Origin of the sequence: Bradyrhizobium prioriisuperbiae (assembly GCF_032397745.1) — a bacterium.
Classification (GTDB): Bacteria; Pseudomonadota; Alphaproteobacteria; order Rhizobiales; family Xanthobacteraceae; genus Bradyrhizobium_A; species Bradyrhizobium_A prioriisuperbiae.
The window spans coordinates 8,964,885-8,979,607 of the sequence record NZ_CP135921.1 but is presented as its reverse complement, the minus strand read 5'-3'; the positions used below and the strand labels follow the sequence as shown (position 1 = coordinate 8,979,607).

General features: G+C 64.5%; 16 protein-coding genes. 10 read left to right on the top strand and 6 right to left on the bottom strand.

Annotated features, from left to right (window positions below; all coding sequences use genetic code 11):
• Positions 1–15 precede the first annotated feature (15 nt).
• Both RS897_RS41705 and RS897_RS41700 read right to left on the bottom strand, forming a co-directional pair.
• Entirely contained in the window at positions 16–243 is a 228-nt protein-coding gene (locus tag RS897_RS41705) for a hypothetical protein (protein ID WP_315834480.1), read from the bottom strand.
• A gap of 118 nt (positions 244–361) precedes the next feature.
• Complete coding sequence (locus RS897_RS41700; RefSeq protein WP_315834479.1) at positions 362–790, bottom strand: hypothetical protein; 429 nt, start codon at positions 788–790, stop codon at positions 362–364.
• Positions 791–869: 79 nt separating this feature from the next.
• Here RS897_RS41700 and RS897_RS41695 point away from each other — a divergent pair, with 79 nt between their 5' ends.
• Genes RS897_RS41695 through RS897_RS41675 form a run of 5 tightly spaced genes read left to right on the top strand, consistent with a single transcriptional unit; the run spans position 870 to position 7,578 of the window.
• On the top strand, positions 870–2,966 hold the full coding sequence (locus RS897_RS41695) for a hydantoinase/oxoprolinase family protein (protein WP_315834478.1): 2,097 nt from the start codon (positions 870–872) through the stop codon (positions 2,964–2,966).
• Between the two features lie 2 nt (positions 2,967–2,968).
• Positions 2,969–4,627, top strand: coding sequence for a hydantoinase B/oxoprolinase family protein (locus tag RS897_RS41690; RefSeq protein WP_315834477.1), 1,659 nt, complete (start codon positions 2,969–2,971; stop codon positions 4,625–4,627).
• A 30-nt stretch (positions 4,628–4,657) separates the two neighbouring features.
• Positions 4,658–5,656 (top strand): TRAP transporter substrate-binding protein, encoded by a 999-nt coding sequence (locus tag RS897_RS41685; RefSeq protein ID WP_315834476.1) that lies wholly within the window; start codon positions 4,658–4,660, stop codon positions 5,654–5,656.
• A gap of 10 nt (positions 5,657–5,666) precedes the next feature.
• Positions 5,667–6,260: a TRAP transporter small permease subunit gene (locus RS897_RS41680; RefSeq protein WP_315834475.1), complete on the top strand. Its 594-nt coding sequence runs from the start codon at positions 5,667–5,669 to the stop codon at positions 6,258–6,260.
• A 13-nt stretch (positions 6,261–6,273) separates the two neighbouring features.
• Positions 6,274–7,578: a TRAP transporter large permease gene (locus RS897_RS41675; protein WP_315834474.1), complete on the top strand. Its 1,305-nt coding sequence runs from the start codon at positions 6,274–6,276 to the stop codon at positions 7,576–7,578.
• Between the two features lie 24 nt (positions 7,579–7,602).
• Here the strand turns inward: RS897_RS41675 and RS897_RS41670 are convergent, their stop codons facing one another.
• Together RS897_RS41670 and RS897_RS41665 are read right to left on the bottom strand one after the other, a co-directional pair.
• Complete coding sequence (locus RS897_RS41670) at positions 7,603–8,595, bottom strand: tripartite tricarboxylate transporter substrate-binding protein (RefSeq protein ID WP_315834473.1); 993 nt, start codon at positions 8,593–8,595, stop codon at positions 7,603–7,605.
• Positions 8,596–8,840: 245 nt separating this feature from the next.
• Positions 8,841–9,611, bottom strand: coding sequence for a GntR family transcriptional regulator (locus RS897_RS41665; protein ID WP_315834472.1), 771 nt, complete (start codon positions 9,609–9,611; stop codon positions 8,841–8,843).
• A gap of 223 nt (positions 9,612–9,834) precedes the next feature.
• Between RS897_RS41665 and RS897_RS41660 the strand changes: the two genes are divergently transcribed.
• From RS897_RS41660 to RS897_RS41650, 3 genes are all read left to right on the top strand, one after another.
• A complete protein-coding gene (locus tag RS897_RS41660; RefSeq protein WP_315834471.1) occupies positions 9,835–10,122 on the top strand; it encodes a UxaA family hydrolase in 288 nt (95 codons plus the stop codon).
• A gap of 76 nt (positions 10,123–10,198) precedes the next feature.
• Positions 10,199–11,404, top strand: a complete 1,206-nt coding sequence (locus RS897_RS41655; protein ID WP_315838921.1) for a UxaA family hydrolase — start codon at positions 10,199–10,201, stop codon at positions 11,402–11,404.
• Between the two features lie 200 nt (positions 11,405–11,604).
• Positions 11,605–12,597, top strand: coding sequence for an Ldh family oxidoreductase (locus RS897_RS41650; RefSeq protein ID WP_315834470.1), 993 nt, complete (start codon positions 11,605–11,607; stop codon positions 12,595–12,597).
• Positions 12,598–12,626: 29 nt separating this feature from the next.
• On the opposite strand, the gene RS897_RS41645 is transcribed toward RS897_RS41650, so the two are convergent.
• Entirely contained in the window at positions 12,627–12,875 is a 249-nt protein-coding gene (locus RS897_RS41645) for a DUF4168 domain-containing protein (RefSeq protein ID WP_315838920.1), read from the bottom strand.
• Positions 12,876–13,425: 550 nt separating this feature from the next.
• On the opposite strand from RS897_RS41645, the gene RS897_RS41640 reads away from it, so the two are divergent.
• Positions 13,426–13,719, top strand: coding sequence for a hypothetical protein (locus RS897_RS41640; protein ID WP_315834469.1), 294 nt, complete (start codon positions 13,426–13,428; stop codon positions 13,717–13,719).
• Positions 13,720–13,798: 79 nt separating this feature from the next.
• On the opposite strand, the gene RS897_RS41635 is transcribed toward RS897_RS41640, so the two are convergent.
• The gene (locus tag RS897_RS41635; protein ID WP_315834468.1) at positions 13,799–14,182 is read right to left on the bottom strand and encodes an EthD domain-containing protein; all 384 of its coding nucleotides are present in this window, start codon (positions 14,180–14,182) and stop codon (positions 13,799–13,801) included.
• An 87-nt stretch (positions 14,183–14,269) separates the two neighbouring features.
• Between RS897_RS41635 and RS897_RS41630 the strand changes: the two genes are divergently transcribed.
• Positions 14,270–14,617, top strand: a complete 348-nt coding sequence (locus RS897_RS41630; protein ID WP_315834467.1) for a MerR family transcriptional regulator — start codon at positions 14,270–14,272, stop codon at positions 14,615–14,617.
• The last annotated feature ends 106 nt before the right edge of the window (positions 14,618–14,723 follow it).

Below are 14,723 nucleotides of genomic sequence, written 5' to 3'. Positions count from 1 at the left end.
TCGGAAGACGCTCGATTAGACCGTAATGTCCACCAGCCCGGCGCTTTGTGCTGCGCTAGAAATTTTCGCCGCCGCCTGCTGATTGGCCTTGTCCGAAGCCACCTGGTCGGCCGCGCGATTGTCCGCCTCAGCTCTCGCGGCCTGGTTTGCGGCAAGCCGCTGCTGGTTTTCGGCCATTCGGTCCTGGGCCTGCGTGTATGCGGCCTGCGATTGCGAGGCGGTCGAACTGCTGATGGTCGTCATGCGGCCCTCATTGGCTATCGGGCAGCGTAACCGGCGCAACCGCCACGGAGCCTTAACCGCATCGGCAAAACAGCTGATATCGCGTTCAGAATTTCTTCATCACGATGATGACGCCGCCTCACATCCCGGAATCTTCCAGGTCCGCAAGCTGGACTTCAAGTTCATTGATGTCGTCGTTGATTTTCGACGCCGCGCTGTGCGCTTCGAGCGCGCGATCTTTCAGCTCTTCGGCTTTGGTCTGCTCGTATGCGGCAATCGCTTCCCTGTAGTCCGACAACAGGGCGTTGCGCTGCTGTTTCAGATCCGCGATCGTGGTTTTCAGTTCGTCGATTGGGGCGGCCACGGAATCCTCCCGGCTTGCGACCATCCATATGTCTTCAGTCCCGGATTCCGAGACTTCACTTTTCCGGTCCTGCAAGAATTCCCCAGGATACAGCAGAACGGCCGCGCCAAACAGGCGGGTGCGAGCGCTTTTTTGCACGCGGTCGTTGCTGCGACACCCTGATGCGCCTGCGCAGGGGGCGTTTGGCAAAATGGCTGGGCGCATCGCTGCCCGCATGGACATTGGCACATAAATTGCTGCACAGTCGGCTCAGTTCGTTCAGCGAGTGCGCGGAGATTTGGAAATGCTTGAGGGAGCCGAAGTCCGGCTTGCGGTCGATATCGGGGGCACGTTCACGGATATCGTGCTGGACGTGGGGCCGGATCGCAGGACGCGCAAGGTGCTGACCACGCCGGCGCGGCCGGAACAGGCGGTGCTGGACGGCATGCGGCTGATTCTGGCTGACGCGAGTGCGCATATCTGCGACATCGACGTCTTTATTCATGGCACGACGCTGGCGACCAACGCCATCATCGAGCGCCGCGGGGCGACAACGGCGCTGGTGGCGACGGAAGGCTTTCGCGACGTGCTCGATATCGGCACCGAGAGCCGCTACGACCAGTATGACCTCAGCATCGACAAGCCGAAGCCGCTGGTGCCGCGCGCGCTGCGCTTCACCGTGCCGGAGCGCGTCGATGCGCACGGCGCCGTGCGCCTGCCGCTCGATGAAGCGGCCGTGCGCGCGCTCGTGCCGGAGCTGCGCGCGCGGAAGGTGGAGAGTGTCGCCTTCGCCTTCCTGCATTCCTATGCCAATCCCGAGCATGAGCGGCGCGCTGCCGTGGTCCTGCAGGAGGAGATGCCGGAGATCCGGGTGACGCTCTCCTCGGCGGTGTGCCCGGAGATCCGCGAATATGAGCGCACGTCCACCGCAGTCGCCAACGCCTATGTGCAGCCTTTGATCGACGGCTATCTCGCGCGCATGGCGGATGCGCTGCAGGTCGAGCAGTACCGCGGCGCCATCTATCTCGTCACGTCAGGCGGCGGCGTCACCTCGATCGAGACGGCGCGGCGCTTCCCGGTGCGGCTCGTCGAGTCGGGGCCTGCGGGCGGTGCGATCTTCGCGGCGCAGATCGCCTCGCGTCTCGGCGAGAGCCGGGTGCTGTCGTTCGACATGGGCGGCACCACCGCAAAAATCTGCCTGATCGAAAAATATCGGCCGGAGACCTCGCGGGTGTTCGAGGTCGATCGCGCCGCGCGTTTCCTGAAAGGCTCGGGCCTGCCGGTGCGCATTCCCGTGATCGAGATGGTCGAGATTGGCGCCGGCGGCGGCTCGATCGCCCACATCGACGCCTTGAAGCGCGTCACCGTCGGGCCCGAAAGTGCGTCATCGGAGCCGGGGCCCGCGTGCTACGGCCGCGGCGGCGAGCGTCCCGCCGTGACCGACGCCGATGTCGCGCTCGGTATGATCGATCCCGATGCCTTTGCCGGCGGCACCATCACGCTGAGCCCCGAGCTGTCGAAGCAGGCGCTGCTGCGCGACATCGGCGCGCCGTTGGGATTGTCGGCGGAAACCGCGGCCTACGCCGTCCACGAGGTGGTCTGCGAGAACATGGCGAGCGCGGCGCGCGTGCATGCGGTCGAGCGCGGTGCCGTGGTCGGCCAGCACACATTGATCGCGTTCGGCGGCGCCGCGCCGCTGCATGCCGCCCGCGTTGCCGAAAAAATTGGCGTCTCGCGCGTCATCGTGCCGTCCAATGCCGGCGTCGGCTCGGCGGTGGGTTTCCTCGCGGCGCCGATCGCCTATGAGCTGGTGCGCAGCCGCCATGTCCGGCTGGATGATTTCGATGTCGCGGCGGTGTCGGATCTCCTGCAGCAGATGGTGACCGAGGCGCGCGCGCTGGTGGAGCCAGGTGCTGCCGGTGCGCCGGTGCGCGAGCGTCGCGTCGCCTTCATGCGCTATGTCGGGCAGGGCCACGAGATCACGGTGGAACTGCCGAACCGGCCGCTGACGCAAGCCGATCTCACGGGCCTGCGTCAGGCGTTCGAGACCGATTATGCCGCGCTGTTCGAGCGGCCGATCCCAGGAGCGGCGATCGAGGCGCTGAGCTGGTCGGTGCTCGCCACCACCGAGCCCCGCAATCCGCCGCGCGTCGCCGAGGTGACACGCCGGCCGGCCGGCAAGGCGGCGGGCAGCCGCAAGTTCTTCGACGGACGTGCCGGGCATGTCATCGAGATCCCGCTCTACCGCCGCGACCAGATGGCGCCGGGCGCGACCATCGCAGGCCCCGCGGTGATCGCGGAAGACGAGACCTCGACCTTCGTCTCGATGAGTTTCGACGCGCATATCGACGGTGCCGGCAGCATCGTCATGGAACGCAAGATGGAACGGAAGGCAGCCTGATCATGAGCGAGACGAATGGCGCGAGCCTGATCGATCTGCAGATCATGTGGCACCGGCTGATCGCCGTGGTCGAGGAACAGGCGCAGGTGCTGCTGCGCACCGCCTTCAGCCCGATCGTGCGCGAATGCGGCGATCTCTCCGCCGGCGTGTTCGACGTCAGGGGACGCATGCTGGCGCAGGCCGTCACCGGCACGCCCGGTCACGTCAATTCCATGGCCGAGTCGGTCAAGCATTTCATCGCGCACTTTCCGCTGGAGACGATGCAGGAAGGCGACGCCTACATCACCAACGATCCCTGGATGGGCACCGGCCATCTCAACGACTTTGTCGTCACCACACCCTGCTTCAAGGACGGCCAACTGGTGGCGCTGTTCTCCTGCACCAGTCACCTGATGGACATCGGCGGCATCGGCTTCGGGCCGGATGGCACCGACGTGTTCATGGAGGGGCTGTATATCCCGATGCTGAAGCTGATTGACCGCGGCGTGGTCAACGAGACGCTGATGGCGATGATCCGCAGCAACACCCGCCTGCCGATCGACACCGAAGGTGATACCTATTCGCTGGCGGGCTGCAACGATGTCGGCTGCCAGCGCCTGGTCGAGATGATGAGCGAGTTTGGCACCTCGTCGCTCGATGGTCTTGGTGATTACATCTGCGACCGGTCGCGCGAGGCGGTGCTCGCCGAGATCGCCAAGCTGCCGAAAGGCGTCTGGCGCAACAGCATGGTGGTCGACGGCTATGATGAGCCGGTGACGCTCGCGGCGGCGCTGACCATCTCGGACGAGGGCATCCATGTCGATTTCGGCGGCACATCGAATGCCTCGAAGTTCGGCATCAACGTGCCGCTGTCCTACACCACCGCCTACACCGTGTTCGGGCTCGGTTGCGTGGTCGCCTCGCAGATTCCGAACAATGCGGGGTCGCTGTCGCCGCTGACGGTTTCGGCGCCCGCGGGCGCGATCCTCAATGCGCCGAAGCCGGCGCCGGTCGCGTCGCGCCATGTCATCGGCCAGATGCTGCCGGATGTTGTGTTCGGCTGTCTGCGTCAGATCATTCCGGAGCGGGTGCCGGCGGAGGGCACCTCCTGCCTGTGGAATCTCAATGTGCGCGGGCAGACCCGCAGCGGCGCCGGCGGCAACTACGGATTCTCCATGGCGGTCACCAGCAATGGCGGCACCGGGGCGCGCTTCGCCAAGGACGGACTGTCGGCGACCGCCTATCCCAGCGGTGTGCGCGGCACGCCGGTGGAGATCGCGGAGACGCAGACGCCGCTGATCTTCTGGCGCAAGGAACTGCGTCCCGATTCCGGCGGCGCCGGCCGCACCCGCGGCGGCCTCGGCCAGATCATCGAGGTTGGCAGCGGCGTCGATGCGCCGTTTGACATCCTTGCGGCGTTCGACCGCATCGATCATCCGCCGCGCGGCCGCGATGGCGGCCGCGACGGCGAGGCCGGCTATGTCGGGCTGAAGTCGGGCCGCAAGCTGCGCGGCAAGGGGTTCCAGACCGTGCCGCCGGACGACCGGCTGGTGGTGATGACGCCCGGCGGCGCCGGGATCGGCGATCCCAGGGCACGCGCGCCGCAAAACGTGCGCGACGACGTCGACAGCGGTCTCGTCTCCAGCGAGAACGCGGCTGCGGTTTACGGCGCCGCGGGCTGACGCGTTTCAATTTTCAAACCGGAGGGGCGTATGATCACACGGCGGACTTTCACCACGGGTGCTGCGGTGATGCTCGCCGCCGGCCAGGTCTCGACGCAAGCGCGGGCGGCCACGGCGAGCTGGGATATGTCGACGGTGTGGCCGGACGGCAATTTCCACACCCAGAACGCCATGGCGTTCGCTGACGCCGTCAAGAAGGAAACCGGCGGCACCGTCACCATCACCGTGAAGGCCGGCGGCCAGCTCGGCTTCAAGGGGCCCGAGCACTTGCGCGCCGTGCGCGATGGCCTGGTGCCGCTCGCCGACGTGCTCAACATCCAGCAGGTCGGCGACGAGCCCTTCATGGGCGTCGAAAGCATTCCGTTTCTCGCCGGCTCCATGGAGGAGCTGAAGGCTCTGCACAAATACGTGCGGCCCGAATACGACAAGATCGCCGCGCGCAACAACCAGAAGATTCTCTACATCGTGCCCTGGCCGACCCAGTACCTGCACCTCAAGGTGAAGGTTGCAAGTGTCGAGGGCCTGAAGAACATCAAGATCCGGGTGCCCGACAAGAACAATGTCGACATGCTCAATGCGGTCGGCATGGCGCCGGTGATGATCCCCTGGGGCGAGACCATTCCGGCTCTGGCCTCTGGCGCGGTCGCCGGCGTGTCGACCTCGGCGGTGTCGGGCGTTGACGGCAAGTTCTGGGAGTTCCTGAAATACGTCTATCCGACCAACCACGTCTGGTCGTCGCAGATGCTCACCGTCAATCTCGATTCCTGGAAGGCGTTGAGCGCGGATCAGCAGCAGCTGATCGCCGGCATCGCCGCGAAGATGGAGCCGGGTTTCTGGGCGAACTCGCTGAAAGCCGATGTCGACAGCCTCAACCGCCTCAAGGAGGGCGGCATGGAGGTGGTGCCGGTGCCTGACGCGATGATGACGGAGATCCGCACCAGGACCGCACCGCTGCTCGATACCTTCCTCAAGCGCGTGCCCGCGGCGGACAAACCGGTGCGCGCTTATCTCGCCGACATGAAGCGCTAGGGGCTGCGCCGTGGCGTCCGTGCTGCCTGCTCCTCCGGAAAGCCTGAATGCGGCGGCGCCGGCGCCGCTGCGTTTTCTGCTCGACGCCATCGATCGCCTGGGCCGGCTCGACGGCTGGATCGGCGGCGGCTGTCTCCTGGCGCTGACGCTGCTGATGCTCGCCGAGGTCGCGACCCGCTGTCTGTCGAATGTGCTGCCGTTCTTTCCCCCGAGCATCTCGATCGCGTGGGAATATTCCTCCTATCTGATGGCGGCGTCCTTCACCTTCGGTGCCGCCATGACGCTGCGCGTCGGCGGCCACATCCGCGTGGTGCTGCTGTTGAAGAATGTTCCGGCGCCGCTGCGGCGCGCGCTCGAGATCCTTGCGGCCCTGGCCGGCTTCGTCTTCATGGCGTTCCTGACCTCGGCGATGGTCAAGTTCGCTTGGGGCTCCTTCGTCCGCGGGCAGGTGTCGACATCCAGCGACACGCCGCTGTGGTTTCCGCAAGCCGTCGTCACCTTCGGCATGCTGCTGCTTACCCTGCAGTTCCTGGCCCGCGCCATCCAGGCGGCGCTCGGCCTGCCGCTGGAAGACCATCGCATGAAGGCCTCACCCGTCGAATGATTGCGCGCCTCCCATGACCATCGAAGTCGTCAGTCTGTTCGCCATCCTGTTCGCGCTGCTGGCGGGCGGTCTCTGGATCGGGCTCACGCTCGCGATGACGGCCACGCTGCTGTTGGCGATGTTCCGTTCGATCCCGCTCGACAAGCTCTTGCCGCAATACGCCTGGAACATCCTCACCACGCAGGAGCTGCTGGCGCTGCCGCTGTTCATCCTGATGGGCGAACTGCTGTTTCGCACCCGCCTGTCGCGGTCGCTGTTCCAGGGACTCGCGCCATGGGCCGGCCTGCTGCCGGGGCGTCTCCTGCATGTCAACGTGATCGGCTGCACCATCTTCGCGGCGATCTCCGGCTCGTCGGCGGCGACGACGCAGGTGATCGGCCGCATGTCGCTCAACGAGCTGCTGCGCCGGGGTTATTCCCGCGACATCGCGATCGGCTCGCTTGCGGGCGCCGGCACCCTCGGCTTCCTGATCCCGCCGTCCAACATCATGATCATCTATGGCGTGCTCGGCGATGTCTCGATCCTGAAGCTGTTCACCGCCGGCGTGCTTCCGGGGCTGTTGCTGGCGGGGACCTTCATGGCCTGGGTGATGCTGCACACGGCGCTGAACGGCACGCTGGTGCCGGAGACCGAGGCGAAGCTCGCGCAGGTCCCGTGGAGCGAACGCTTCGCCGCCCTGAAGGACCTCGCGCCGGCGCTGTTCCTGATCGCCTGCGTGCTCGGCTCGATGTATGGCGGCCTTGCCACGCCCTCGGAGGCGGCCGCCGTCGGCGTGCTCGGCGCAGCGCTGGTCGCCTGGGGGCAGGGATCCATGAGCCGGCAGGTGATGCGCGACGTCATCATCGGCTCTGTCGTCACCTGCTCGATGATTGCGCTGATCGTGCTCGGCGCTTCGATTCTCGGCAACGCCGCGGCGTTCCTCGGCATTCCGCAGGCGGTGGCCGCCTTCGTGAAGGGCCTGGGCCTGTCGCCGTTCATGCTGATCGTGGTGCTGGTCGGCTTTTATCTCGTGCTCGGCTGCTTCCTTGACGGCTTCTCGATGATTGTGATGACCCTGCCGATCGTGCTGCCAATCGTGAAGGCCGCGGGCTTCGACGAGGTCTGGTTCGGCATTTTTCTGGTGCTTGCCGTCGAGATGGCGCAGATCACGCCGCCGGTCGGCTTCAATCTGTTCGTCATCCAGGGCCTGACCGACGACGGCCTCGGCTATATCGCGCGGGTGACGATGCCATATCTGATCATCATGGTCAGCTTCGTGCTGCTGCTGACGCTGTTCCCGAGCATCGTCACCATCCTGCCGAGGGTGCTCTACGGGTAGGGCGCCCTCGCAATCCCGGCAGCGCTACCTCGCCGTCGCCGGCGTCACCCCCGCCACCTTCAGCAGCCGGCCCCAGCGATCGATCTCGGCAAGAAACCGCTTGCTGTGAGCCTGCGGCGACCATTCCGTTTTCGGAAACGGCGTGGTGCCCACTGCCTTGAATCGCTCCAGCACCAGCGGTTCGGTCAGCGCCTTGCCCAGTGCCGCGTTGAGTTTCAGCACAACTTCGCGCGGGGTATCCTTCGGCACATAGAGGCCGTGCCAGATCGCCATGTCGAAGGAGGGCACGCCGGCAATCCTTGCGGTCGCCACGTCCTTGATGACGTCGAGCGGCTGCTCCGATGTCACGATGTATCCCTTGACGTTGCCGCCGATGATCTGCGGCACCGCGGTGGTCGACTGGTCGCACAGCGCGTCGACCTGGCCGGTGACGAGATCGTTCATTGCCGGTCCGGTGCCGTTATAGGGCACATACACCTGCTTCACGCCGAGCGCCTGGCTCAAAAGAATCGCGCAGAGATGGGCGTTGGAGCCGACGCCGGCATGCGCCAGCGTGACCTTGTCGCCCTGCGCCTTGAAGTAGGCGATCAGGTCCTGCGCGGTTTTGGCCTCCAGCGTCTTGCGCCCGACCAGCACCATCGGCCCGGTATTGACCAGGCCCACCGGCTCGAATGCGGTCCTGGTGTCATAGGTGAGGTTGTTGTAGAGGCTCGGCGCCGCGGTCAGCGCCAGATGATGGATCAGCAATGTGTAGCCGTCGGGCGCGGCGCGTGCCACCCGCGCGGCGCCGACCGTGCCGCCGGCGCCGACCACGTTTTCGATGATCACCTGCTGGCCCAGGGTCTGGCTCATGGAATTGGCCAGCAGCCGCGCGATCACGTCGGAGGGACCGCCGGCTGCGAATGGCACGACCAGGGTAATGATGCGGGTGGGATAATCCTGCGCGAAGGTTGCGGCACTGAACAGGGTCGTCGCAGCAAGAATGACAAGCGCAACCCATCGTTTCGCGAAATTCATTCTAGGAGTCCTCCCGGGGACGCGGTTTTTTGTTTTCTTTGTAGAGATCAGTTGATGTTCGATGCGCATCATCCCCACAACGTCATTGCCGGACTTGATCTCAGCGGCTTGCGCCAAGTCGCGGTCACAATCCAGCTTTCTCCAACGATTGTACGCTTAAGCTGGATCACCGGGTCAAGCCCGGTGATGACGAATGTGGGTGTTGATGCGCATTGCCCAACAACGTTGTTGAAGCGTATCCCATCTCACTTCAAATCCGACAGATAATGCGCGTCCTCCGTCAGGCAAATGCTGATGCGATGTTCGATGGGGCGGCCGTCCAAACCAAAAGCGATCCGATCGATCATCAGGGCAGGGGTCAACTCGGCGACACCGAGCTCGCGCGCCTGCTTGGCTGACAGTGCGATCGCCTTCAGCCGTTCCTGGGCGCGGGCGATCCGCACGCCGAATTTCGCGGCATAAAGCTGATAGAGGTTGTTGGGGATCGGCGCCTGCACGAGGCCGGCGAACGATGTCGCCGGCAGCATGATGGTCTCAGATATCACTGGGCGGCCTGACAGCGAACGCAGCCGCCGGATGCGGATCACCTGCGCGCCTGCGTCGAGTCCGAGCGCATCGGATGTCGCGCGCGGCGCCTTGATCTGCGTGGTGTCGACGATCGTGCTTTCGGGAAACACCTTCTCGCCGGTATCGGGCACCAGTTTGAAGAACTGGAACAGGATGCGCGCCTCGTCATGGCTGGCGACGAAGGTGCCGCGGCCCTGGTAGCGCACCAAAAGGTTCTCGCCCGCCATCTCGTCCAGCGCCTTGCGCACGGTGCCCTGGCTGACGCCAAGTTCAGCGGCGAGCTCAAATTCGTTGGGGATGGCCTGTTCGGGTGTCCAGCGGCCGTCGGCGATCCGCGCCACCAGCATGTCCTTTACCTGGCGGTACAGCGGGCGGAAATCGGCCGTTGCTGCGGCACGTTCCGTGACCGAAGGCAGTCCTGATGCGTGACGCAGCGTTGCCCGTTTCATGGTTGACAGCCTAACATGTCTTATATCTTATACAAGACTGGGGGAGGACGATCGTGCCGCCTCTGCTGGGAGCATGCTTTGTGTTCTCCGTCATGCCCGGCCTTGTGCCGGGTATCCATGTCTTCACAGCGTTACCGCAAGAAAGACATGGATGGCCAGGACAAGCCTGGCCATGACGAATCCAGAGTTTTCGTTTCTGACTTGCGAACAAGAAGGGATTCCCATGAGTCATCCCCACTGCCTGGTTCATTCGCCCAAGGATAATTGCGGTGTTGTCGTTATCGAAGGCCTCAAGGCCGGCACCGACATGCTGTGCCTGATCACCGAGAACGACACCACGTTCGGCCTCACTGTGAAGATGGATATCCCGATCGGCCACAAGGTGGCGCTGAAGGACATCCCCGCGGGCGAGACGGTGTGGAAGTACGGCGAGGACGTCGGCATCACCAAGGCCGCGATCGCTCGGGGGGAACATCTTCACGTCCACAATGCCAAGACCAAGCGCTGGTGAGGTTGTCATGTCGATCGTAGCCAATTTCCAGACCGCCAGGACGCCGCTCGCCGACGTGCGCGGCCGCAACATCGAGATGCCGGCCTACAAGGCGCCGGCCGTCAAGCGCGACGCAACCTCCACCGCCATCACCGGCTGGCGCCGTGAGAACGGCCGTGTCGGCGTGCGCAATCATGTCCTGATCCTGCCGCTGGACGATCTTTCCAACGCCGCATGCGAAGCGGTGGCCAACAACGTCAAGGGCACCCTGGCGCTTCCGCACGCCTATGGTCGTCTGCAGTTCGGCAAGGATCTCGATCTGCACTTTCGAACGTTGATCGGGACCGGATCGAACCCGAATGTCGCAGCCGTTGTGGTGATCGGCATCGAGCCTGGCTGGACCAAGGTGGTGGTCGACGGCATTGCCAAAACGGGAAAGCCGGTGGTCGGGTTCGGCATCGAGGAACACGGCGACATCGCCACCATCGCGAAAGCGTCCTACATCGCCAAGGATTATGTGCAGTGGGCTTCTGAGCTGCAGCGCGAACCCTGCGATCTCTCGGAGCTGTGGATCTCGACCAAGTGCGGCGAGTCCGACACCACCACCGGCCTGTCGTCATGCCCGACCGTCGGCAACATGTATGACAAGCTCCTGCCGAAAGGCATCTATGGCGTGTTCGGCGAGACCTCGGAAATCACCGGCGCCGAGCATTTGTGCAAGGCCCGCGCTGCGACGCCGGAATTGGGCGAGCGCTGGTACACCATGTGGAAGGCATATCAAGACGACGTGATCGAGGCGCACAAGACCTCCGATCTCTCCGACAGCCAGCCGACCAAGGGCAACATCGCCGGTGGCCTCACCACCATCGAGGAGAAGGCGCTCGGCAATTTGGAGAAGATCGGCCGCACCTCGAAATACATCGAGATCCTTGAGCCCGCCGAAGCGCCGGCCAAGGGCCCCGGACTCTATTTCATGGACTCGTCCTCGGCTGCCGCCGAATGCGTGACCCTGATGGCGGCGGGTGGTTATGTCATCCACACCTTTCCGACAGGGCAGGGCAATGTGATCGGCAATCCGATCGTGCCTGTGATCAAGATCTCCGGCAACCCGAAGACCATCCGCACCATGCCCGAGCACATCGACTGCGACGTCTCCGGCATCCTGCGTCGTGACCTCACCATCTCGCAGGCAGGCGACGCGTTGATTGACATGATCGTGCGCACCGCGAATGGGCGGCTGACAGCTGCGGAAGCGCTGGGGCATCGGGAGTTTTCGCTGACCAAGCTATATCGGAGCGCGTGAGCGAGTGAGACGCGATGCGTCTCGCCACTCCATACCGTCATGGCCGGGCTTGTCCCGGCCATCCACGTCTTCCTTGCTGCGACGCCGTAAGACGTGTTGGGGTGGATGCCCGCAACAAGTGCGGGCATGACGACGTTGGGTGTCGAAGTGCATCATTCTTACAATCATTGTGGACCTGAGTGCGCCAACCGGAGCCACCCATGAAACTCTCTCTCCCCGACGCCATCACCTGGGCCACCGACATCTTCGAGCGCCGCGGCTGCACCCGCGCCAACGCCGAGTCGGTCGCCCGCGCCCTGGTCGCGGCGGAAGCGGATGGCTTGAAAGGCCACGGCCTCACCCGCATCCCGACCTATCTCACCATGCTGACAAGCGGCAAGGTGGACGGCAAAGCGGTGCCCGCCTGCGTGCGCACCGCACCCGGCGTGCTCGCCATCGATGCGGCTGACGGTTACGCCTATCCCGCGATCGATCTCGCCATCCGCGATTTGCCAGATGTCGCGCGCAGCCAGGGTATCGCGGTGGCCGCTGTCCGTCGTTCCAATCATTGCGGCGCCGCCGGTTATCATGTCGAGCGGTTGGCGGAGCAGGGCCTTGTCGCGCTGCTGTTCGCCAACACGCCGGCGGCGATGGCGCCGTGGGGTGGTGAGAGGGCCGTATTCGGCACCAATCCGATTGCGTTCGCCGCACCGCGTCCCGCAGAATCACCGGTCGTGATTGATCTCTCGGTGTCGAAAGTCGCGCGCGGCAATCTGGTCGCGGCCAAGCAGAAGGGCGAACGCATTCCCGAGGGGTGGGCGCTCGATTCGCAGGGGCGGCCGACCACCGATCCCGATGCAGGACTGAAGGGCACCATGGTGCCGCTCGGCGATGCCAAAGGTGCTGCGCTGGCCTTGATGGTCGAAGTGCTTGCGGTCGCGCTGGTCAATGCGCATCCATCGGCAGGTGCGAGCTCTTTCCTCGACGGCGAGGGCGGTCCGCCCGGCACCGGCCAATTCATCCTGGCCGTCAACCCGGGCGGATTCGGGCACGATCGTTATGGTGCGCTGATTGCGGCGCTCGCGCAGTCCATCACCGGCCAAAGCGGCGCGCGCCTTCCCGGCGAGCGTCGCTTTGCATTGCGGGCAACTGCGGCGCGTGACGGCCTCGCGATTCCCGACGAGGTCGTCCGCGCGGTTGCCAGAATGGATTAAATTTAAATGTAGCGGGCCTCGAGGGTCGTCTACTGTTTGCCCGGCGGCTTCATGCGCTGGATCAGCTTCTCCCGCACGCCGGCATCGTCCTTCGCCGCCACCAGGATCGCTGTGTATTCCTCGACGGTGAGGCCATGATCGGTGACGGTTTTCGCCAGCACCGTATTGGCCTCGTCGGCGATGCGCTGCTTGTCCGGTGTTGGTGCGGCTTCGATGCGCTGCTGGTAATCCTTCTTGACGTTGGCGACCTGTTCCACCGCGGCCGCGGCGGCATCCAGCTTCTGGTCTGGAATATTCGGCGCCTGGGCGTTGGGTGTCTGCGCGCTGCTCGGTGCCTGGGAGGCCGGAGCCTGCTTCGTCGGAGCCTGAGCATTTGCGGCTGGAACCGCGAGAAGTCACGCAGCGCTCATCACCGCGGCGGCGGGGTGCATCATCGATTGCATCATGGGTCGCATGCTTGTTCCTGTACGGGTTGGCGTGCTGGCGTTGAAAATCATGCCTGCGGCATGGCGTGCAAACAGCTTCCGCGTGGTTCTGGCCATTCGGGGGATGCTGGCATGTCGAAAGACATACCGCGCCAACATCAGATCCGGGCCAACAAACCGCCGGAAAAAAATCAAACTCCTCACGCATGATGTGCGAATGCGCCGATGCGTTGCAGCCCACGCGGGATCGATGTGAACGGAACCGCGGCAGCGTTGGACCACCTTGATGCGTGACAGCTCGGAGGTGGGAGCATTCGTGATGCGTGACTGATGCGCTCCGCGTCATCGCGCGGAGCCCAACCCGCGATCCAAAACCATCCAACCCACATCAAAGGAGTGTGCGATGAAATTGACGTCCGCACAGGTCGAGAAAGCCATGGATCAGTTCGAAGCCCAGGCGATTCCCGACAGCCATCCCGTGGTTCCGCAACTGAACGAATTATTCGGGGACCACACTTTCCTGCTCGATCGCCACGGCCTGAACATCTTGGAACCGGCGACGGACGCCGTGACAAGCGGAGGCAAGGCGGCACAGGTCGTGAACCTCGCGAACTGGACCGATTCCAACCGCACCGGGCTGGCGCCACATGAACCCGCGCCCACCGGCACCGTCATCGAACTCGAGGTCACGCACTGATCGAGATCAGGATCCAAACGAAGGATCTGCGCGCGCTCCGGCGGCTTTCGCCGCCGGACTGCGGTGCTTTCTTGTAGCGTCAGGCGCTGTCCGGAATGACCTGTCGCTCGGTTCCATACCAGAGCACGCTCTGCGAAAGATCGACGAAGCGGCGCTCGTCCTCGATCAGGGCCTGCAGCGCGCGAACTCCCTCCGGGGTCGCCCGCGCCGCCGCGGCCTCCTCCAGGCTGTCCCACCACAATTCGGCGCAGCCATCGAAGTCGGCCGCCATACTGCCGCGGCTTGCCTGGATCGCGGCCTGCGCCGCCGGATTGTCGAGCGGCACGGTCTGCACATAACGTCGGATCCGCAGGCTGTCCTGATGCGAGCGCACCAGTGGGCCGTGGCGGTCGCGCCAGTGCGCATCGAATTGCGCCTGCGTGAGATCGGCGCGTCGTTTAACCAGAATGGTGAGCTTCAGCATCGCAATGTCCTTTCCAAGATCTGCTTTTCATGTCGTCGCCGCGAGGCTACACCTTGACAGTAGTGTCAGGGTCAAGCGGAGATGATCATGCGGATCGGCCAGCTGTCGCAGCGGAGCGGCGTCAGCGTTCGGATGCTGCGCTACTATGAAAGCCAGGGCCTGCTGCAGCCGCAGCGGACCGCGGCCGGCTACCGGCTCTATGCCGCGAGCGATGTCGATCGGGTCGCGCGCATCACGCTGCTGAACAAGGCGGGCTTGACGCTCGCGAGCATTCGACAGGTGCTGCCCTGTCCGCTGCCGGGCGCGCCCGGCTTCAAGCCCTGCGGGGAGTTGCAGAGCAGCGTCCGGCAGAAGCTCGCCGAGCTGGACCGGCAGATTGCTCACCTGACCAAGAGCCGTCGCGTGCTCGCTTCTTATCTCGGACGCGGCAGCTGACGGAACGCCTGCGGCGTGCTGCTTTCGTCGCAGGGCGCTTGGCTTTTTTCGGCCGCCGTATCGGCTTCGTGTGCGAGCGCGTCAGGTTGCGCGCCGCTTGCTCATC